Source organism: Bradyrhizobium centrolobii, assembly GCF_001641635.1.
Taxonomy (GTDB): domain Bacteria; phylum Pseudomonadota; class Alphaproteobacteria; order Rhizobiales; family Xanthobacteraceae; genus Bradyrhizobium; species Bradyrhizobium centrolobii.
The window spans coordinates 261906-278658 of record NZ_LUUB01000051.1 but is presented as its reverse complement, the minus strand read 5'-3'; the positions used below and the strand labels follow the sequence as shown (position 1 = coordinate 278658).

Annotated in this window: 16 protein-coding genes; 4 read left to right on the top strand and 12 right to left on the bottom strand. The window is 63.8% G+C overall.

Annotation, left to right across the window (positions count from 1 at the left end; all coding sequences use genetic code 11):
• The 3 genes from AYJ54_RS14805 to AYJ54_RS14795 form a co-directional block, all read left to right on the top strand.
• Positions 1-681 (top strand): ABC transporter permease (locus tag AYJ54_RS14805; RefSeq protein ID WP_245329011.1); only part of this gene is annotated, 681 nt, incomplete at its 5' end.
• Positions 682-721: 40 nt separating this feature from the next.
• Positions 722-1699: a sugar ABC transporter substrate-binding protein gene (locus AYJ54_RS14800; RefSeq protein ID WP_063699624.1), complete on the top strand. Its 978-nt coding sequence runs from the start codon at positions 722-724 to the stop codon at positions 1697-1699.
• 65 nt (positions 1700-1764) lie between these two features.
• Positions 1765-2052: a YciI family protein gene (locus tag AYJ54_RS14795; RefSeq protein ID WP_063699623.1), complete on the top strand. Its 288-nt coding sequence runs from the start codon at positions 1765-1767 to the stop codon at positions 2050-2052.
• 41 nt (positions 2053-2093) lie between these two features.
• On the opposite strand, the gene AYJ54_RS14790 is transcribed toward AYJ54_RS14795, so the two are convergent.
• The 3 genes from AYJ54_RS14790 to AYJ54_RS14780 form a co-directional block, all read right to left on the bottom strand.
• Positions 2094-2354, bottom strand: a complete 261-nt coding sequence (locus AYJ54_RS14790; protein WP_136623694.1) for a hypothetical protein — start codon at positions 2352-2354, stop codon at positions 2094-2096.
• 94 nt (positions 2355-2448) lie between these two features.
• A complete protein-coding gene (locus AYJ54_RS14785) occupies positions 2449-4005 on the bottom strand; it encodes a class I adenylate-forming enzyme family protein (RefSeq protein ID WP_161491854.1) in 1557 nt (518 codons plus the stop codon).
• Positions 4006-4216: 211 nt separating this feature from the next.
• Positions 4217-5566: an FAD-dependent oxidoreductase gene (locus AYJ54_RS14780; protein WP_063699620.1), complete on the bottom strand. Its 1350-nt coding sequence runs from the start codon at positions 5564-5566 to the stop codon at positions 4217-4219.
• A gap of 455 nt (positions 5567-6021) precedes the next feature.
• Here AYJ54_RS14780 and AYJ54_RS14775 point away from each other — a divergent pair, with 455 nt between their 5' ends.
• Positions 6022-8874, top strand: coding sequence for an ATP-binding protein (locus tag AYJ54_RS14775; RefSeq protein WP_063699619.1), 2853 nt, complete (start codon positions 6022-6024; stop codon positions 8872-8874).
• A gap of 57 nt (positions 8875-8931) precedes the next feature.
• Here AYJ54_RS14775 and sdhA read toward each other — a convergent pair whose 3' ends face one another.
• The 9 genes from sdhA to AYJ54_RS14730 form a co-directional block, all read right to left on the bottom strand.
• Positions 8932-10722, bottom strand: a complete 1791-nt coding sequence (gene sdhA, locus AYJ54_RS14770) for a succinate dehydrogenase flavoprotein subunit (protein WP_063699618.1) — start codon at positions 10720-10722, stop codon at positions 8932-8934.
• 31 nt (positions 10723-10753) lie between these two features.
• Positions 10754-10879, bottom strand: coding sequence for a DUF1330 domain-containing protein (locus tag AYJ54_RS52310; RefSeq protein ID WP_245329010.1), 126 nt, complete (start codon positions 10877-10879; stop codon positions 10754-10756).
• A 119-nt stretch (positions 10880-10998) separates the two neighbouring features.
• Positions 10999-11514 carry a peptide-methionine (S)-S-oxide reductase MsrA gene (msrA, locus tag AYJ54_RS14760; RefSeq protein WP_063699617.1) on the bottom strand — a complete coding sequence of 172 codons (516 nt, stop codon included), beginning with the start codon at positions 11512-11514 and terminating at the stop codon, positions 10999-11001.
• A gap of 18 nt (positions 11515-11532) precedes the next feature.
• Entirely contained in the window at positions 11533-11991 is a 459-nt protein-coding gene (locus tag AYJ54_RS14755) for a cupin domain-containing protein (RefSeq protein ID WP_063699616.1), read from the bottom strand.
• Positions 11992-12012: 21 nt separating this feature from the next.
• Positions 12013-12435: an OsmC family protein gene (locus AYJ54_RS14750; protein ID WP_063699615.1), complete on the bottom strand. Its 423-nt coding sequence runs from the start codon at positions 12433-12435 to the stop codon at positions 12013-12015.
• Positions 12436-12561: 126 nt separating this feature from the next.
• Positions 12562-13410, bottom strand: coding sequence for an enoyl-CoA hydratase/isomerase family protein (locus tag AYJ54_RS14745; protein ID WP_063699614.1), 849 nt, complete (start codon positions 13408-13410; stop codon positions 12562-12564).
• A 65-nt stretch (positions 13411-13475) separates the two neighbouring features.
• Positions 13476-14789: an epoxide hydrolase family protein gene (locus tag AYJ54_RS14740; protein WP_063699613.1), complete on the bottom strand. Its 1314-nt coding sequence runs from the start codon at positions 14787-14789 to the stop codon at positions 13476-13478.
• A 337-nt stretch (positions 14790-15126) separates the two neighbouring features.
• Complete coding sequence (locus tag AYJ54_RS14735) at positions 15127-15837, bottom strand: VOC family protein (RefSeq protein WP_063699612.1); 711 nt, start codon at positions 15835-15837, stop codon at positions 15127-15129.
• Between the two features lie 147 nt (positions 15838-15984).
• A complete protein-coding gene (locus tag AYJ54_RS14730) occupies positions 15985-16656 on the bottom strand; it encodes a sensor histidine kinase (RefSeq protein ID WP_063699611.1) in 672 nt (223 codons plus the stop codon).
• Positions 16657-16753: the final 97 nt, after the last annotated feature.

Below are 16753 nucleotides of genomic sequence, written 5' to 3'. Positions count from 1 at the left end.
TCGCCGGCGCTCGGCATCCTCACCGCGCTGATCGTCGGCGGCGCCGTTGGCCTCCTCAACGGCATCATGGTCACTGCGCTGCGCATTCCCTCCTTCATCGCCACCTACGGCATGCTCTGGGTGCTCAACGGCCTCACCTACTGGTACATGGCCGGCGACACCATCCACGGCTTCCCCGCCGGCTTCCGCCAGATCGGCAGCGGCTATCTGTTCGGCCTGCCGATCCCGGTCTATCTGCTCCTGATCTTCCTCGCGATCGGCACACTGTTCGCGCAACGCACGATCTGGGGCCAGGAGATCTATGCGATCGGCGCCAATCCCGTCGCGGCGCGACTCTCCGGCATTCCGGTCGCACGGCGCCTGCTGCTCGTCTATGCCGTATCCGGAACCATGGCGGGGCTGGCCTCGATCATCTTCCTGTCGCGGCTCAATTCGGCCGAGGCCGACATCGGCGAGAGTCTGACGCTGCCGGCGATCGCGGCCGTGCTGATCGGCGGCACCTCGCTGTTCGGCGGCGTCGGCACCGTATTCGGCACCTTCGTCGGCGCATTGATCCTGACACTGGTGCTGAACGGCTTGAACCTCTTGTCGGTCAGCGCCAACTGGCAACCGCTCGTCACCGGCGTCATCGTTATTCTCGCGGTCTGGCTCGACATGAAGACCCGCCGCCGCGCGCAATGAGTTCTTGAATATCCAACAAAGCAAAAGGGATGGAGACGACATGAGACACCAGAAACTGGGCTACCTGGCACTGCCGATTTTGATGGCGGCCGCATTCACCACGCAGGCCCGTGCCGACGGCGAGACCATCGCCGTCTTCACCAAGAACCAGACCAACCCCTACTTCCAGACCGTGCGGGTCGGCGCCGACGTCGCGGCCAAGTCGATGAACGCCAAGACGCTGCACTACATCCCGACCAAGCCGGACTCCATCCCCGAGCAGCTCAGCCAGATCGAGGATGTCGTGGTGAAGAAGCCGAACTCGATCGTCTTCATCCCCGTCGACTACAAGGCGATGGTGCCGGGGGTAGAGAAGATCAACGACGCCAAGATCCCCGTGGTCAACATCACCGACCGCTCGGCCGGCGGCAAGTTCGTCTCCTTCATCGGCGCCGACGATTACAGCCTCGGCCTCGAGACCGCGCGCTATCTGCTGAAGACGCTCGGCGGCAAGGGCAACATCGTAATCATCGAGGGCGTCAAGGGCTCGCTGACCAATGTCGATCGCGTCCGCGGCTTCAAGGATGCGCTAAAGGAAAATCCGGGCTCCAAGCTCCTGGCCTCGCAGCCCGGCAACTACCAGCGGCTCCAGGCGCTCCAGGTCATGGAAAACCTGATGCAGTCGAATTCGCAGATCGACGGCGTCCTCGCCGCCAACGACGCCATGGCGGTCGGCGCAATCGAGGCGCTCGACGGGGCCAACCGCAAGGCGCAGGTGATCGGCATCAACGGCACCAAGGAAGCGATCGATGCCATCAAGTCGGGCAAGCTGCTCGCGAGCGGTGACTATAACGGCTTTGCGCAAGGCTGCCTCGGCACCATGATGGCGATCCGATCCTTGCGCGACCAGCCGGTCATCAACGAGATCGTGCTGAAACCGACCGTCATCACCAAGGACAATTATCAGCCGTACGACCAGCCGCTCGAGCAGCGTACCTGCCCGACCTTTGAAGAAGCCGGCAAGCTCGCCAGCAAATAGACCCTGCCGATCATGGCAGGCCCGGACGGCCGCGCCTGCGGTCGTCCCCCAAGACCGGAGACACCATGCTGTTTGCAATTCACGCGCTGGACCGCGCCGGCGCGCTCCCGACCCGGCTCGCCAACTACGACGCCCACAAGGCCTTCCTGAGCGACACCTCGCGCTTTGGTGTCAAGATCGTGATGTCGGGACCGCTCGTCTCCGACGACGGCCAGACCATGATCGGCAGCCTGTTCCTGATCGAGGCACCCGGCCGCGCCGAGGTCGAAGCCTTCAACCGCGCTGATCCTTTTGCCGCGGCAGGCATCTGGGAAAAGGTCACGATTACCGGCTTCCTGCGCCGCCAGGGTTGAGGGTTGCAGTCCCCGTCGGCGAAGAGTCCGCGCGACTCCAGTCAGCAGCCGCGGCAGATGGTCAGCCTGCGATCGATTTTGACATCCTCTTCACTGAGCCGCTCGAGATCGCCCGGCCATTCGGTCGGGACGTCTGTTGTCTTCGGCTGCCGATGTCCGATTGGCGCAGATCCGGTCGTCAGGCCCAGGCTAGGCCGCTGAAGCGAGGTGATGGGCAGGGCTGACGACGGCGTTGGCACGTATGTTTGCGCCGCTGCGGTACGAGCGCTGATCAGGATGGTCAGAACGGCGGTCATCAACAATTTGGGCATCGCTGAATCTTTCGAGTTCGAATGGGGACGATCGACACCGCACGAGCACGCATTCCCGCGCGGATCTCTGTTGATGCGTGAAGGCCTATGAAGTCGACGCCCGGCGCAGCCGCTTGGCCGGGTACTGCGGCGGCTCTCCGCTCTTCTCCGGCCCGCGAGCAATGTCCGCGTTGCTCACCATTTTCTGCAGCGCTGTGCGGTCGACCTTGCCGAGCGCGGTTCGCGGCAATGCGTCGAGGACCGCGATATGCTCGGGGATTTTATACACGGCGAGCCGAGCCTCGAGATTACGGCGTATCTCGGCAACGACCGAAGCATCCGCCCCATCTGCAAGTTTCACAAAACCAACGACACGTTGACCGAGCACGGGATCCGGGATACCGGCCACAGCCGCTTCCTCGACCATCGGATGCGCAGCTGCGATTGCCTCCTCGACCTCGACCGGCGAGATGTTGGTGCCGCCGCGGATGATGATGTCCTTCTTGCGGCCGACAAACTCCAGTTCGTCTCCCCTTCGCCGCATGAGGTCGCCGGTATGGTACCAGCCGCCCTCGAGGCTTTGAGCGGTCGCTTCGGGATTCTCCCAATATCCGGCGAACAGGTTTCGCCCGCGAACCAGCAACTCGCCAGTCTCGCCTTCGGCGGCCTCGTGACCTTCGTCGGCGATGAGGAGAATCTGTGTATCGTCCACGATCCGGACGACAGGCCCCGGCCGCCGGCTCGACGCCAGGGTGCCGCACACCTCGGTCGCGGCCCAGACGTTGTGAAGCGATGCGCCGAAACTGGCGCCGATCTGGATCTGCAGATCGGTCGGACAGACATCTCCGCCCGTATAACAGGCTCGCAGCGACCGCAGATCGCGCGGCCGAACGCGCTGGCTGGCGAGCATTGCCGCATAATGCGCGGGAAAGCCGAGATTGACCGTGCAACGATGCCGCTCAATCGCATCAAGCACGACGTTCGCGTCGAAGCTTTCGAGCAACACGAAAGTTGCACCGAGGTGATACAGCGTCAGGAACACAGCCAATCCGCTCATATGTGCCAGCGGAAGCGGCAACGTCATTACATCCTCTTGGAACCATTCCCAATTGCTGCTCATGAGGTGCATCGAGCAGGCAAGGCTTGTTGGTGTGTGAACGACAAGCTTGGGCTCTCCGGTCGTGCCGGACGTCGTGATCAGCACCGCCGGCCTTTCAGCGTCAGCGAACGCCAGCAATTCGATGTCGCTGCCGGCTTCGCACAGCTCTTCCCAGGTCGGCCCGACGTCGCCCTCGGCTCCGACGATGAAGCGCCTTTCTTCGGGCAGCACCGACGTGTCGAGCGGCGCGACGTTTTCGTAGAGGTCGGGCTCGCCGATGTAGAGTGCCGGCCTCAAGCGCTGAAGAAGCGGCGCCAACTCGGCGAACTTGAAGGCGGTTCGCAAGGGAACCGCGATCGCGCCAATGCGAAAGCAGGCAAAATACGCGACGATGTATTCGGGACGGTTCATCATGTGAAGCGCCACGCGGTCGCCCGACCTGACACCGCTCGCGGCCATGCCGCGTGCAGCCCTGTCAGCCTCGATTGCGACCCGTTCGTAAGTCCAGGGCTGCTCGCCGAAGACGAACGCAACGTCTCCGGGGCGTGCCTGCGCTTGATGCATCATTATCTCGATGGGAGCTCGCGTCATCCGTTGGTCTCCATTTTGACGATGGAGAAACCAATTAGGTCAGCCGCGCTACGCCAGCATTTCCGTCCGACCGAAAATGGTTGCCGCTGAAAGAAATGACGCGGGCGGCCTCCGATCGCCTGCAGGACCGCGACGACAACCGGCGCTGACGCCCGTTCGCATCGCTGCCGCAAGACGGAACGCATCAGGTCGCCGCCTTGGCGGACCACATTTCAATCCGCTCCCTGATGTGCGGTTCTTCGAACAGCGTGGGCGGCTGCAGGAGCTGACCGACTTCGACCATGGCACGATGAACGACGGGATCCTCGACGGCCGCGCGCACGAGCATGGATTGGAAGCGACGGTGCTCCTCGAAATGCTCGGGCCGTTTGCCCCGCGCCTCGGGAAATGCAAGATCGACGCCGCTGGCCATCCTCCATGGCGCATGAATGACGGCTGGGACGTCGCGCATGAACACGGCCTGCGCCGCCGCGATCGGGTCGGGCTCCGCCGTCGCCCCGTTCAAGGCATCCAGCAGCAATCGCGCCTGTCTGACCGCCGACGTCATCCCCTGGCCGTAGCTCGGACTCAACCGGCAAAGCGAATCCGCGATCGGCAGAACACCGCGCGGCAGCGTATCGAGTCGTTCAAATTGGTTCCACCGGTTGCCCGGAAAGACGAAGTGTCTGCCCGTCTCAATCGGTTGCGCATGGCGAAGCAGCCGGGACAGCGTCGGCATGTTCAGTTGAGAGCACGCTTCGCTGAAATCATCCCAGCTCTCCAGTCGCGGCACGGCGCGTCGATCGGCTATAGTGAGGTACCAGCGATCGCCTTCCAGTGGCACGAAGACAGCCTTCAAGGCCGAGCCAGGCGGGTTCGGCTCCGACACCACGACCTTCCATTCGGGACGCTCACGCGCATCAAAGCGTACGATTGCGGTCGAATAGCCGATCTCAAGACGGACCTCGGTGGCCTCCGGCCGCTGCCAGCCCAGCGCATCCAGCAATAACAGTGTGGGCCCAGCCCGGCCGGAGGCATCGACAACAAGATCGCAGTCGAGCGTCTGCGAACGTGCCGGGCCGCTGTCGTATCGCACGCCGCACACGGCCCGGTTCTCTTCGACAATCTCGACGACCCGGCACCGCGGCCACAGCGAGACATTGCCGAATGCAAGCACCCGCCCCCGTAGCACGGCTTCGATCAGTGGCCGGGAGGCAAAGAGAAGCGACAGGCCAAAGTCGCGGCGCGGAAACGCGCCGATCGCCGGGTTCTCAATCCGGATCTCCCTCGCGATGTTGACGGAAACCGCCCCTGCTGCGGCAAGCCCGCGCCGGAAGCCCGGAAGGATTTCATCGAGTGTCTTGAGGCCCCCGGCAAGAAGGCCATGCGGGTGCCGGTCCTGGGGCGTGCCTGGCCGCGATTGAATGAACGGCGCGATCTCGTCGCGTTCGAGGATCACGACTTCCTCGAAATACCCCACAAGCACCGCGGCCGCCGACAAGCCACCAATCCCGCTGCCAATCACGACCGCGCGTCGTCCAAGGATGTTCTGCATGTTTTGCACTCCACGAAATTCGCGGAGCGCAAAGCATCAACGGTGGGTTACGGATAAATGTCGCGGGCGACACTCTCGCCTACAATGGTAGCCTGTCGCGCCAGACACGCCTCATCCGGCCTGGCGAATTGTCGCCGCGAAAGGAAAGGCATGTTCTATTCCGGACGCCGGCAATCCTCACGAAACACGGGACCGGCTCTCGTACCATCCCATCGCGGCAATCTGCCGCCGGCGTCAAAACGCACTTCCCGATCATTGGGATGAGCGCGGCGCATGAGGCAGGCGGAAACCCGCCTAAACCATTAATCCTACGCCAAAATTTCTCCCGCCGGCGCCCTGTCCAAACGCCTGAGCGGACCATGGCCGACACCCACTACTCTCGGCCAGTTTACTCGCCGCCTTGATCTGGTAGACCACACAAATAGTTTGACTCCCTGCCGAGGGGGCAATGGCGCGTGCCAGACGATAACAACCAGGACTCGGCCATTTCCTTTGGGCCATTTCGACTTTTTCCCAAGTCCCGCCTCTTGGAGAGGGACGGCGTTCAACTTCATGTCGGCGGCCGCGCGCTCGACATCCTGATTTTGCTTGCCGAGCGAGCCGGCGAAGTCGTCGACAAGCGAGAGCTGGTCAAGCGCGTCTGGGCCGGCGTGAATGTGGACGAGGGCAGTCTCCGGTTCCACATCGCCGCGTTACGCAAGGCGCTTGGCGATACCGGCAAGCCAGCCCGCTACGTCGTCAATGTCCCAGGTCGCGGCTATTGCTTCGTCGCATCTCTCACCGTGGCAGCGCCGGCGGCCGTGCTTCCGCCTCCCAGCGATGCCGCCTCCCCCCGCTCGCTCCCTCCTGCGCTTTCGAAGATGATCGGACGGGAGGAGGTCATTGAGAAGATCTCAGCCGGACTTTCGCTTCATCGCTTCATCACCGTGGTCGGCCCCGGTGGCATCGGCAAGACGGCGGTCGCGGTGACCGTGGGACATCGCCGGCTCACCGATTTCGGCGGACAGGTCTTCTTCGTCGACTTCGGGCCAGTGCGGGACCCCGGCCTCGTCGCAAGCACGATTGCCTCCGTGCTCGGGCTGACCATCAACGCGGAGGATCCGGTCCCGGCCCTGCTGACATTCCTGCAGGCCCGGCCGATCCTCCTGATCTTCGATAGCTGCGAACATGTGCTCGAAACCCTGGCGCCGCTCGCCGAGCGCATCGTTCGAGAAGCGCCACGGCTCCACGTTCTCGCAACCAGCCGGGAGTCGTTCCGCAGCGAAGGCGAACGGATCTTTCGGCTCTTCCCGCTCGATTGTCCGCCTCAGCGCGACGGTCTCGAGGTTGTCGACGTCCTCGCCTATCCCGCGGCGCAGCTTTTCGTCGAACGCATCGCTCAAGGCTCCGGTCCGTTCCAGCTCAGCCTGGAAGAGGCGCCTCTGGTCGCGGACATCTGCCGCCGCCTCGACGGCATCGCCCTTGCGATCGAGCTCGCGGCCGGACGCGTCAATGCGTACGGCATCGCAGGCACGGCATCGCTGCTCGACAGTCGCTTTTCCCTGCAATGGCGGGGACGACGCACGGCGATCCCGCGACACCAGACGCTCAGCGCTGCGCTCGACTGGAGCTATGACCTGTTGCCTGCGGTCGAGAGCGCGACCTTGCGGCGACTGTCGGTCTTCGTCGGGCCGTTCACGCCGCAAGCGGCTGCCGCGGTTGCGTCCGGCGACGGGCTCAGCGCGTCGGAGACGATCGAAGCGATCGACAGTCTTGTCACGAAATCCCTGATCCAGCCCTCGTCCGGAACGCGGTCACTGCGGTATCGCCTGCTCGATACCACGCGCACCTACGCGCTCGGAAAGCTGAGCGAATGTGGCGAGGCAAGACAGGTCGCGCAGCGACATGCCGAATATTTTCGCGACCTGTTTGAGCACGCCGAGGCCGAGACCTCGGTTCCGCTGCCAGGATGGCTGCGCGTCTATGGGGCGGAGCTGGACAATCTGCGCGCGGCGCTGGACTGGGCCTTTTCGCCCGACGGCGAGGCTCGGCTGGGTATCGCGCTGACGGCCGTTGCCGTGACGCTCTGGGTGCGTCTGTCGTTGTTCGCCGAGTGCCGCGAGCGTGCCAAAACGGCTCTGGCAGCCCTGGGCACCAACGCGGAAGGCACCGACCGCGTGCGCATGCAGCTCCTCGCGGCGCTGGGCTGGTCGCTGATGTACGGAGAAGGCCGCGCACGCGAGGCTCGCCCGATCCTCGAGGCCACCCTCGAACTGGCGGACGGGCTCGACGACAAGGATTTTCGACTGCGTGCGCTCTGGGGATTGTGCATCGACCAGTTCAACAATGGAGAGTTCGGCAAGGCGCGCGCCCTCGCCGATCGCTTCACGGAGGCGGCGGCGAGCTCACCCGACAAGACCGATCTCATGCTGGCGGACCGGCTCATGGCCGTCGCACTGCATTATCTCGGGGATCAGATGGAGGCCCGAGTCCGCATCGACCGGGTAAATGCCTCGCTGCCTGTGCTGGTCGAGAAGCCAAAAATCTTCCCGCTCGATCTCCGGATATCAACGCAATATTTCCGCGCCCGCATCCTGTGGCTGCAAGGTCTAGCCGATGAGGCGCTGGCGCTCGCCGCAACGAACATCGACGAAGGCCGGGCCAACGGCCATGCGCTGACCTTCTGCAGCGTGCTCGGACAAGGTGCGTGCCCGCTCACCTTCCTGGCCGGCGATTTCGATGCCGCGGAACGCTACGGTGGCGAATTGCTCGAACACGCCGAACGCCATGCCATTCGGCTCTGGAGCCTTTGGGCGCGCGCCTTCAACGCGATGGTTGTCACAAAGCGCGGCAACGTCGAAACAGGCCTGCCGCTCCTGCGCGAAGAGCTCTACCGGGCCGGAGATGCACGCTTCCTGCCGCGCTTCCTTCCCCTGCTGGGTGAGCTCGCCGCCTGTTTCGGCGAGGCCAACCAGATCGATCGCGGCCTTGACCTGATCGACGACGTGCTGATGCGTTGCAACGACAGGCAAGAGCTGTGGTATCTGCCTGAGCTGATCCGTATCAAGGGCGAGCTGATGCTCAGGGAGTTACCGAATGCGCCGGCCGCCGAGGCGAGCTTCCGCGAGGCCATGGCCATTGCCGCGCGACAGGGCGCGCGATTCTGGGAGCTGAGAAGCGTGATCAGCCTTGCGCGAGTGAAGATTGGACAAGAGCAAAAAGCAGAAGCCGTCTCAATTCTCGATCATGTGTGCGGCTCGCTTGCGGAGGGGTCGCAGACCGCCGATATGCGCATCGCCCGCGGCCTGCTCGCGCAACTGCGGACCTGACCGCGCCCGCTCGGTTGTTTCCTGCCTTGGTCGCAGCGGGGTCATCGGGTTCACCAATCAATACACGCGCTCTTTCGGCGGGATCGTGGCGACGTCATTCGAGAGCGGCTGCAGATGGACCGGCCGGTAGTCGAGGCGCACCCGGCCATCCTGGTCGAGCCATGACAGCGTGTGCCTCAGCCAGGCCTCATCATCGCGCTTGGGAAAATCCTCACGTGCATGGGCACCGCGGCTCTCGTTGCGCCCGATCGCCGAGCGCAGGCTGACGCTCGCCTGAGCCAGCATGTTGTCGAGTTCGAGCGCCTCGGTAAGATCGGTGTTGAACATCATCGAGCGGTCGGCAACGCCGAGGTCGTTCCGCATCATCGCGATAACCTCATCGAGCCGGTCCGCGCCCTCCTTGAGGAGAGATCCGGTGCGAAACACCGCGCAATGACGCTGCATGGTCCGTTGCATCGCGAGCCGTATCGCGCCGGCGCCGCTCTTGCCCTTCGACCATCGGATGCGATCGAGCCTTGCAATGGCGCGATCGCTCGCCTCGTCGGGCAGCGTCGGATGGCCCTCGCCGCGGTGCAGGGTTTCCGTCGCCCGCAGTGCCGCTGCGCGGCCGAACACGATGATGTCCAGCAGCGAATTCGAGCCGAGCCGGTTGGCACCGTGAACCGAGACGCAGGCCGCCTCACCGATCGCCATCAGCCCCTGCACGACGCTCTCCGGGTCGCCCTGGCGCTTGGTGACGACCTCGCCATGCAGATTGGTCGGGACGCCGCCCATGTTGTAGTGCACGGTGGGCAGCACCGGGATCGGCTCGCGCGTCACGTCGACGCCGGCGAAGATCTTTGCGGTCTCACTGATCCCCGGCAGACGTTCGTGCAGGATATCGGCGCCGAGATGCTCAAGATGCAGCTCGATATAGTCCTTCTGCGGCCCGCATCCGCGGCCCTCGTTGATCTCGATGGTCATGGCGCGGCAGACGACATCGCGCCCCGCCAGATCCTTCGCGCTCGGTGCGTAGCGCTCCATGAAGCGCTCGTCTTGCGCATTGGTGAAATAGCCGCCCTCCCCGCGCGCGCCTTCGGTGATCAGGCAGCCGGAGCCGTAAATGCCGCTCGGGTGAAACTGCATGAACTCCATGTCCTCTAGCGGCAGCCCGGCGCGCAGCACCATGGCATTGCCATCGCCAGTGCAGGTGTGCGCGGCGGTGCAGGAGAAGTAGACGCGGCCGTATCCCCCGGTCGCCAGCACCGTGCGGTGGGCGCGGAAGCGATGCAGCGTGCCGTCCTCCATGTTCCAGGCGAGCAGGCCGCGGCAGACGCCATCATCGTCCATCAGGAGATCGAGCGCGAAATATTCGACGAAGAACTCGGTGTCGTGCTTCAGACACTGCTGGTACAGCGTGTGCAGGATGGCATGACCGGTACGATCAGCAGCAGCACAGGTGCGCTGCGTCATCTGCCTGCCGAAATCGATGGTCTGGCCGCCGAACGGGCGCTGGTAGATCTTGCCTTCGCTCGTACGCGAGAAAGGCACGCCGAAATGCTCGAGCTCCAGCACCGCAGGCACGGCCTCGCGGCACATATATTCGATCGCATCCTGGTCGCCGAGCCAGTCGGAGCCCTTCACCGTGTCGTACATGTGAAAGCGCCAATTGTCGCCGTCACCCATGTTGCCGAGCGAGGCGGCCATGCCGCCTTGCGCCGCCACCGTGTGGCTACGTGTTGGAAACACTTTGGTGACGCAAGCCGTCCGTAAGCCTGACGCGGCCATGCCGAGCGCCGCACGCAGGCCCGCGCCGCCGGCCCCGACGATGACGATGTCATAGGTGTGATCGACGATCTCATAGGTCATGGCTCTCTTCCTCAGCTGCGCGGCTGTGGCCTCAGTCCAGCCCCTTGACGATGCGGACGTCCCGCTCGCAGGCGCTGCCGAGTGATTTCAGAGCTTCGCGATAGGCAGGGCTGTCACGAGCGGCGACGGCCTGTTCGACGCTGCCGAACTCAGTCACCGTGACGCGTTGGGCAATGCCCTATTCATAGGCCTTCCCGGCGAACTTTGCGTAGGCAGCCAGCGCCGCCGGATCGGAGATCGAGCGATAGAGGGTGATCCTGTATCCCTTGGCAATCTCTAGCCTCCGGCAGCAGCCGCCCGCCGCGGCAGTTTCCAATTGGGCCGGACGAAGTGACAGGTGTAGCCATCCGGATAGCGCTCGAGGTAATCCTGGTGCTCGGGTTCGGCCTCCCAGAACTCGCCAGCGGGCGCGACTTCGGTCACCACCTTGCCGGGCCACAGATTCGACGCTTCGACGTCGGCAATCGTGTCTTCGGCGATCCTCTTCTGCTCCTCAGTCGTATAGAAGATCGCCGAGCGGTAGCTCGTGCCCCAATCATTGCCCTGGCGATTGAGCGTGGTGGGATCGTGTATCTGGAAGAAGAACTCCAGCAGCGTCCTGTAGCTCGTCTTCGCTGGATCAAAGATGATCTCGATCGCCTCAGCATGGCCTTCGTGATTGCGGTAAGTGGCGTTTTTCACCTCGCCGCCGGTATAGCCGACGCGTGTGGAGATCACGCCGGGCTGCTTGCGGATCAGGTCCTGCATGCCCCAGAAGCAACCTCCGGCCAAAACTGCGCGCTCTGTCGTCATTTCATATGCTCCATTCGATCAGTCTGAATGCCCGCTGCCTTCCTGCGCCACTGCATGCAGGCGCGGGTCATCATGGTCGTCGTGATATTCGAGCCCGAGCGGGCTGATGGCGGAGACCTGCGTGACGTATTCGCCCGACTTCGCCCAGTGAAAGTGCCAGGTCTCGCCGGGCAGCATGATGACGCTCCCCGGCGGATAGGCCTTGACCTTGTCGCCGTCGAAGGTCTCACCGAGCCCGATATAGAAGACACCCGACATGACCGTGTAGATGCGATCCTCCGGATGCTTGTGCGGCATCAGCTTCGTTCCACCCGGCACCTTGACCCGGACCACATAGGGTCCGGGCTCGGCGGGATGGCCGACCAGGATAGCCAGCCGCGCTTCGGGCGGAAACGCCGGAAACGGCTTCCATGCGATGTCCTCGGGCAGGATCACCCGGAACCTGTCTTCGTCAGGCTGATGTTTGCGGGTCATCATGGCGCCGTTCCCTGTGTTCGGCTAGATCAATTTGGCGTCGAGCGTGATCGCGGCGTTGAGCACCTTCGACACCGGACAGTTCTTCTCCGCCTCGCCCGCGATGCGGGCAAAGCCGGCGTCGTCAAGATTCGGCACCTTGGCGCGCAAGGTCAGCGCCGATTTGCTGATCTTGAAACCCTTGCCTTCGGGCTCGAGGCTGACGGCGGCCTCCGTAGAGAGCTCGGTCGGCGTGAAGCCCGCGAGTTGAAGACCGAAAGCGAGCGCCATGGTAAAGCAGCCCGCATGGGCCGCCGCGATCAACTCTTCCGGATTCGTCCCCTTCTCGTTCTCGAAGCGGGTCTTGAACGAATAGGGCGTCTCGGCGAGCACGCCGGATTCGCTCGACAGATGGCCGCTGCCATCGCGGCCGGTGCCCTTCCATACTGCTTTCGCCTTGCGGATCATCTCACTTCTCCTTGTTGTTTGCGGATCGTTCAAGCAAGCCGGCGCCGACGCTCCGCCCCGGTGGAAGGCGACCTCGGCGTTCCCGCCTGCCGCCCTGCCAACCGGTCGAGCGCCACATCGGTTCCGTCAGCCACCGATCTGTCCGATGTGGAAGCCTAGGCGGTTCTCGACGTCGCCAGCGCGATGGAAGCCACGCGCCATCAGCGCTCCGATCCTGCTCTGGCTCGCCGGGCGGCCGAGCGAAGCCATGAACGCGTCCCACTCGGGCTTGATTTCCACATCCGGTGGCAGGCTCGCGACGTCGACGAGGCGCTTGGTCTCGGCGATGGCATCCTTGTCGAAGGACGCAATCCGCACGGCGAGCGCCTCAACGAAGCCGTCGAGCTCCGCATCTGGCAGCGAGCGGTTGACGTAGCCGCAGCGCTCGGCGAGATCGCCGCGGATGTCGTCGGCGCTGAGCAACACTTCGAGCGCGCGGCCACGGCCCATCAGGCGCGGCAAACGCGCCATCGGTCCGCCGCCGGGCACCAGGCCCGCGCCGACCTCCCATTGCGACAGGATCGCCTTCTCGCGGCTGGCAAAGCGCATGTCGCTTGCGAGCGCGAGCTCACTGCCCACCCCGCTCGCACGGCCCCGGATCGAGGCAATGGACACGACCGGAGCGCGGCTGAGGCGCACCAGCATGTCGGGCAGCGCCTGGAGGCCGCTCGGCCCCGGCGGAATGCTCAGGGAATCCTCGAGCGGCGTGAGGAAATCGTAATGCGTGATGAAGAAGCCCTCCACCGCGCTGTCGAACACGACGACCTTGAGTTCCGAATCGGTCTCGATCGCGGTGATGACGTCGTTGAGAAGAGGAAGGTGCTTCGGGCCGAAGATGTTCACCGGCGGCATGTTGAAGGTGACACGCCAGTATGACGGCAGGCGCCGTTCCAGGCGGATATCCTCAGTCGCAAAGGTGCGTTCGAGACGGTTCATGGTTCGCACTCCTGATATGTGTTTGACGGAAGGGACACGCGCCAAAGGCGCGCGTCCGGCTCGTCTCAGATCGACTGGCGCAGCGGCCGGAACGCGGTGCGCATTTCCGCGCAGAACAGCTCAGGCTGCTCCCAGGCCGCGAAGTGCCCACCTTTATCGAGGCGGTTGTAGTGGATCAGTTTGGAATAGGCCTTCTCGGCCCAACTGCGCGGCGCGGCATAGATCTCGTCCGGGAAGACGCTGACGGCGACCGGGATCTTGACCTGCTTGGGCTCGAAGAACACCAGCTTGTTCTCCCAATACAGGCGCGCTGAGGAGACCGCCGTGTTGGTGAGCCAATAGAGGGTGATGTTGTCGATGACATCGTCCCGCGACAGCCCTTCCGTCTTCCCGTCGAACACTCGCGCAAGCATTGCAGCGCTGCGCGCGTCGTGATCGAGCATCCAGGACGCAAGGCCTGCCGGCGAATCCACGAGACCATAGAGCGTCTGCGGCCGGTTCGACATCTCGATCGCATAGCCAAGACCATGCTTATAGAACTCGTCGAGTTGATCGTAAGCGTAGCGCTCTTCGTCCGAGAGGCCTGATGGCCGCGACCCGCCGGGCTGAAGCGCCCTGGCGACGTCGTCGGGAACGGTCGCGGGCATGTTGGTGTGAATGCCGAGCAGTTCCGGCGGCGCCAGCAGCGCCATCTGCTCCGTGACGGCGTTACCCCAATCGCCGCCCTGGGCGACATAGCGGGTGTAGCCGAGGCGCTTCATCAGCACGACCCAGGCGCGCGCGATGCGCTGGGGATCCCAGCCGAGCGTCGTCGGCTTGCCTGAGAAGCCATGCCCCGGGAGCGACGGAATCACCAGATCGAACGCGTCCGCGGCCTTCGCACCGTGCGCGGTTGGATCGGTGAGCGGGCCGACGATCTTCATCTGCTCGATGATCGAGCCCGGCCAACCATGCGTGACGATCATCGGCAGCGCGTTCTCCTGCCTGGAGCGCACGTGGATGAAGTGAATGTCGACGCCATCGATCTCGGTGACGAATTGCGGCAAGGCGTTCAGCCGTGCTTCCACCTTGCGCCAATCATAGTCGGTCTGCCAGTGGCGCACGAGCTGCTGGACCGTCGTCAACTGCACGCCCTGCGATTGATCGGTCACGATCTCGCGATCCGGCCACCTTGTCGCCGCCAGGCGACGGCGCAGATCGAGCAGATCTTCCTCAGGCACGTTGACGTGGAACGGACGGATTTCGCCGCTTGCCGCAGCCCGTGCCGGATGCAGGGGCAGCAGGCTCGATACGCTGGCGGCAACCGCGCCCATCGCGGCTTGGCTCAGCAACTGGCGGCGATCGGGGTTCAGGATGTCGGCACGTGCTTGTGTGTTCATTTGTGATCTCCCTGGCTTTGGTCGGTGACGTTGACCGAATTCGAAATCGACAGGTCGGTTCGTCTTGCGACATTGGCGCAGGCACCGGCAATTTGCTCGTTATGGATTGTTAGACCGCGTTAGCCGTTGCGAGTCTGCGCGGCGCGGAGGAAAGAGCCGCAATCGACGATGAGCACGCATCGACGGAGCCTTGCGCAACCGGCGAAGATCATCGGCGTGCTCTCGATGCGAGCAATGCATATGCAAACACGACGCGCGAGGAGCAGCACCATCACGCGTCGCTTCGGCATCCGGAATTTTCGGGAGACGCGAGTGCGCTGTTATGCGATCGCCGCGATTATCCCTGAACTGCTGATCGACCCCGCAACTCAGGCTGTCCTGCCTGCTCGCGCACAATGTAGTCGGCGTACCAGTCCGCCCAGTTCTCGTCGTGCGCACCGATCCGCTTCTCGTGCTCGCCATGCGCAACCGCGGCACGGCGCAGCGCGCCCGCAAGTTCGCGCGGCGAGACGAACGTCGTATCGGTCGCCTCAATGCGCCCGGGCAGCCGCGCGGTGACTTCCTGGAACAGCCAGCCATTGCCGTCGGGATCGCTGAACGAGGCAAATGAGCTGTAGCTGCCGTGCTGCGGGTCAGCACCGCTGACCCGCACGCGGCCGAAGAGGTACGGCTCGTCCGGCCCGGCATGAACGTCGCCAGCACCGTGGAACGGTTCGCTGACCTCGACGCCGCGCTCCAGTAGATCCCTTCGTGCCGCCTCCAGATTGGAGACGATCAGGTACAATCCTTGCGCCGACCCGGGCACTGCGGCCGTGACGTTCTTGCCGAAGATCACCGAACAGGCAGAACCCGGCGGCGTGAACTGGATCACGCGCCAGTCACCGCCTGAGGCAAAATCAGCGTCCAATCGCCAGCCAAGGCGCGCGTAGAACGCCTTGGCGCGCTCGACATCCGAGACGGGGATGACGACGACCTCGAGCTTGAGATCGATCCCACGCGCATTCGAGGGCTTGGCATCGGCTTCGCGATGCATCTCGGTGCCGGTCATGTCGGTCTCCCTGATCTGGGGCGCGGCTACTGCATCGAAGCCCGCCCTTCCACCACCACTATCGCGCAGACAGGGAAATATTGCTCGTTATGGGATGTTAGGGGCCGTTAGCTGTTGCGAGCGAGGGCAGGACAAAGCTGCTGCCCTTCAATCGGCGACCTCCGGCATCGCGGTGGTCACGCGCGTCCCACCCTCCCCTGTCTCGCCGTGCATCCGGGCGTGGATGCTGCGCGCCAAACCTTCCAGAATCCGGCTGCCGGTGCCCTGAAGCGGACCGGTCGCGCCGATCCCGTTGTCGGCGACCGTGCACAACCAGGAGCCGTCGCGGTTGGCCACATCGATGCGGATCAGGGCCCCCCTCTTGTTCGGAAACGCATGCTTTGCCGCATTCGTCACCAGCTCCGTCAGCATCAGCGCGAGCCGATGACAGTGCGACGCCTGCAGCGTGCCATTTTCGATTGCCGCCTCGCAGCGGATTCGCGCGGGCTCCAGCACTGCCTCCGAGAGCGCTTCGCACAGGCTTTCGAAAAAGGCCGCGACGGAGACCGTCGACGAATCGTCGTCATTAGACAAAAGTTGATAGAGCCTGCCGAAGGCGACGATGCGCCGCTCAAACCGGTCCACCGCAGCCGACACATTCCTGGTCCCGGCCCGCGTGAAGTCGCGGCGAACTGACGCACCGAGCAGTGTGAGCGTGTTCTTCATCCGATGATGGGATTCCCGCAGCACGAGTTCCCAGTCACGCGACTGATCATCGGGACTGGCGATGTGTTGTGATCGAACGACGGTGTCGTTCAGCCGAGCTTCGATACCGGGCATCCTGGCCTCTCCGTTGGACGTAGCGCCTAACTCGAACGCTATACTGGAGGAGCCTTGCGATTTTTGCTCGTTAGACGTTGCAAGGTTCTGTTATGAT

What these genes read in the sequence shown, in the direction of transcription:
- AYJ54_RS14800 (WP_063699624.1), top strand. Translation starts at nt 722, where the DNA reads ATGAGACACCAGAAACTGGGCTACCTGGCACTGCCGATTTTGATGGCG.
- AYJ54_RS14795 (WP_063699623.1), top strand. Translation starts at nt 1,765, where the DNA reads ATGCTGTTTGCAATTCACGCGCTGGACCGCGCCGGCGCGCTCCCGACC.
- AYJ54_RS14785 (WP_161491854.1), bottom strand. Translation starts at nt 4,005, where the DNA reads ATGCATCAAGCGCAGGCACGCCCCGGAGACGTTGCGTTCGTCTTCGGC.
- AYJ54_RS14780 (WP_063699620.1), bottom strand. Translation starts at nt 5,566, where the DNA reads ATGCAGAACATCCTTGGACGACGCGCGGTCGTGATTGGCAGCGGGATT.
- sdhA (WP_063699618.1), bottom strand. Translation starts at nt 10,722, where the DNA reads ATGACCTATGAGATCGTCGATCACACCTATGACATCGTCATCGTCGGG.
- msrA (WP_063699617.1), bottom strand. Translation starts at nt 11,514, where the DNA reads ATGACGACAGAGCGCGCAGTTTTGGCCGGAGGTTGCTTCTGGGGCATG.
- AYJ54_RS14755 (WP_063699616.1), bottom strand. Translation starts at nt 11,991, where the DNA reads ATGATGACCCGCAAACATCAGCCTGACGAAGACAGGTTCCGGGTGATC.
- AYJ54_RS14750 (WP_063699615.1), bottom strand. Translation starts at nt 12,435, where the DNA reads ATGATCCGCAAGGCGAAAGCAGTATGGAAGGGCACCGGCCGCGATGGC.
- AYJ54_RS14745 (WP_063699614.1), bottom strand. Translation starts at nt 13,410, where the DNA reads ATGAACCGTCTCGAACGCACCTTTGCGACTGAGGATATCCGCCTGGAA.
- AYJ54_RS14740 (WP_063699613.1), bottom strand. Translation starts at nt 14,789, where the DNA reads ATGAACACACAAGCACGTGCCGACATCCTGAACCCCGATCGCCGCCAG.
- AYJ54_RS14735 (WP_063699612.1), bottom strand. Translation starts at nt 15,837, where the DNA reads ATGACCGGCACCGAGATGCATCGCGAAGCCGATGCCAAGCCCTCGAAT.
- AYJ54_RS14730 (WP_063699611.1), bottom strand. Translation starts at nt 16,656, where the DNA reads ATGCCCGGTATCGAAGCTCGGCTGAACGACACCGTCGTTCGATCACAA.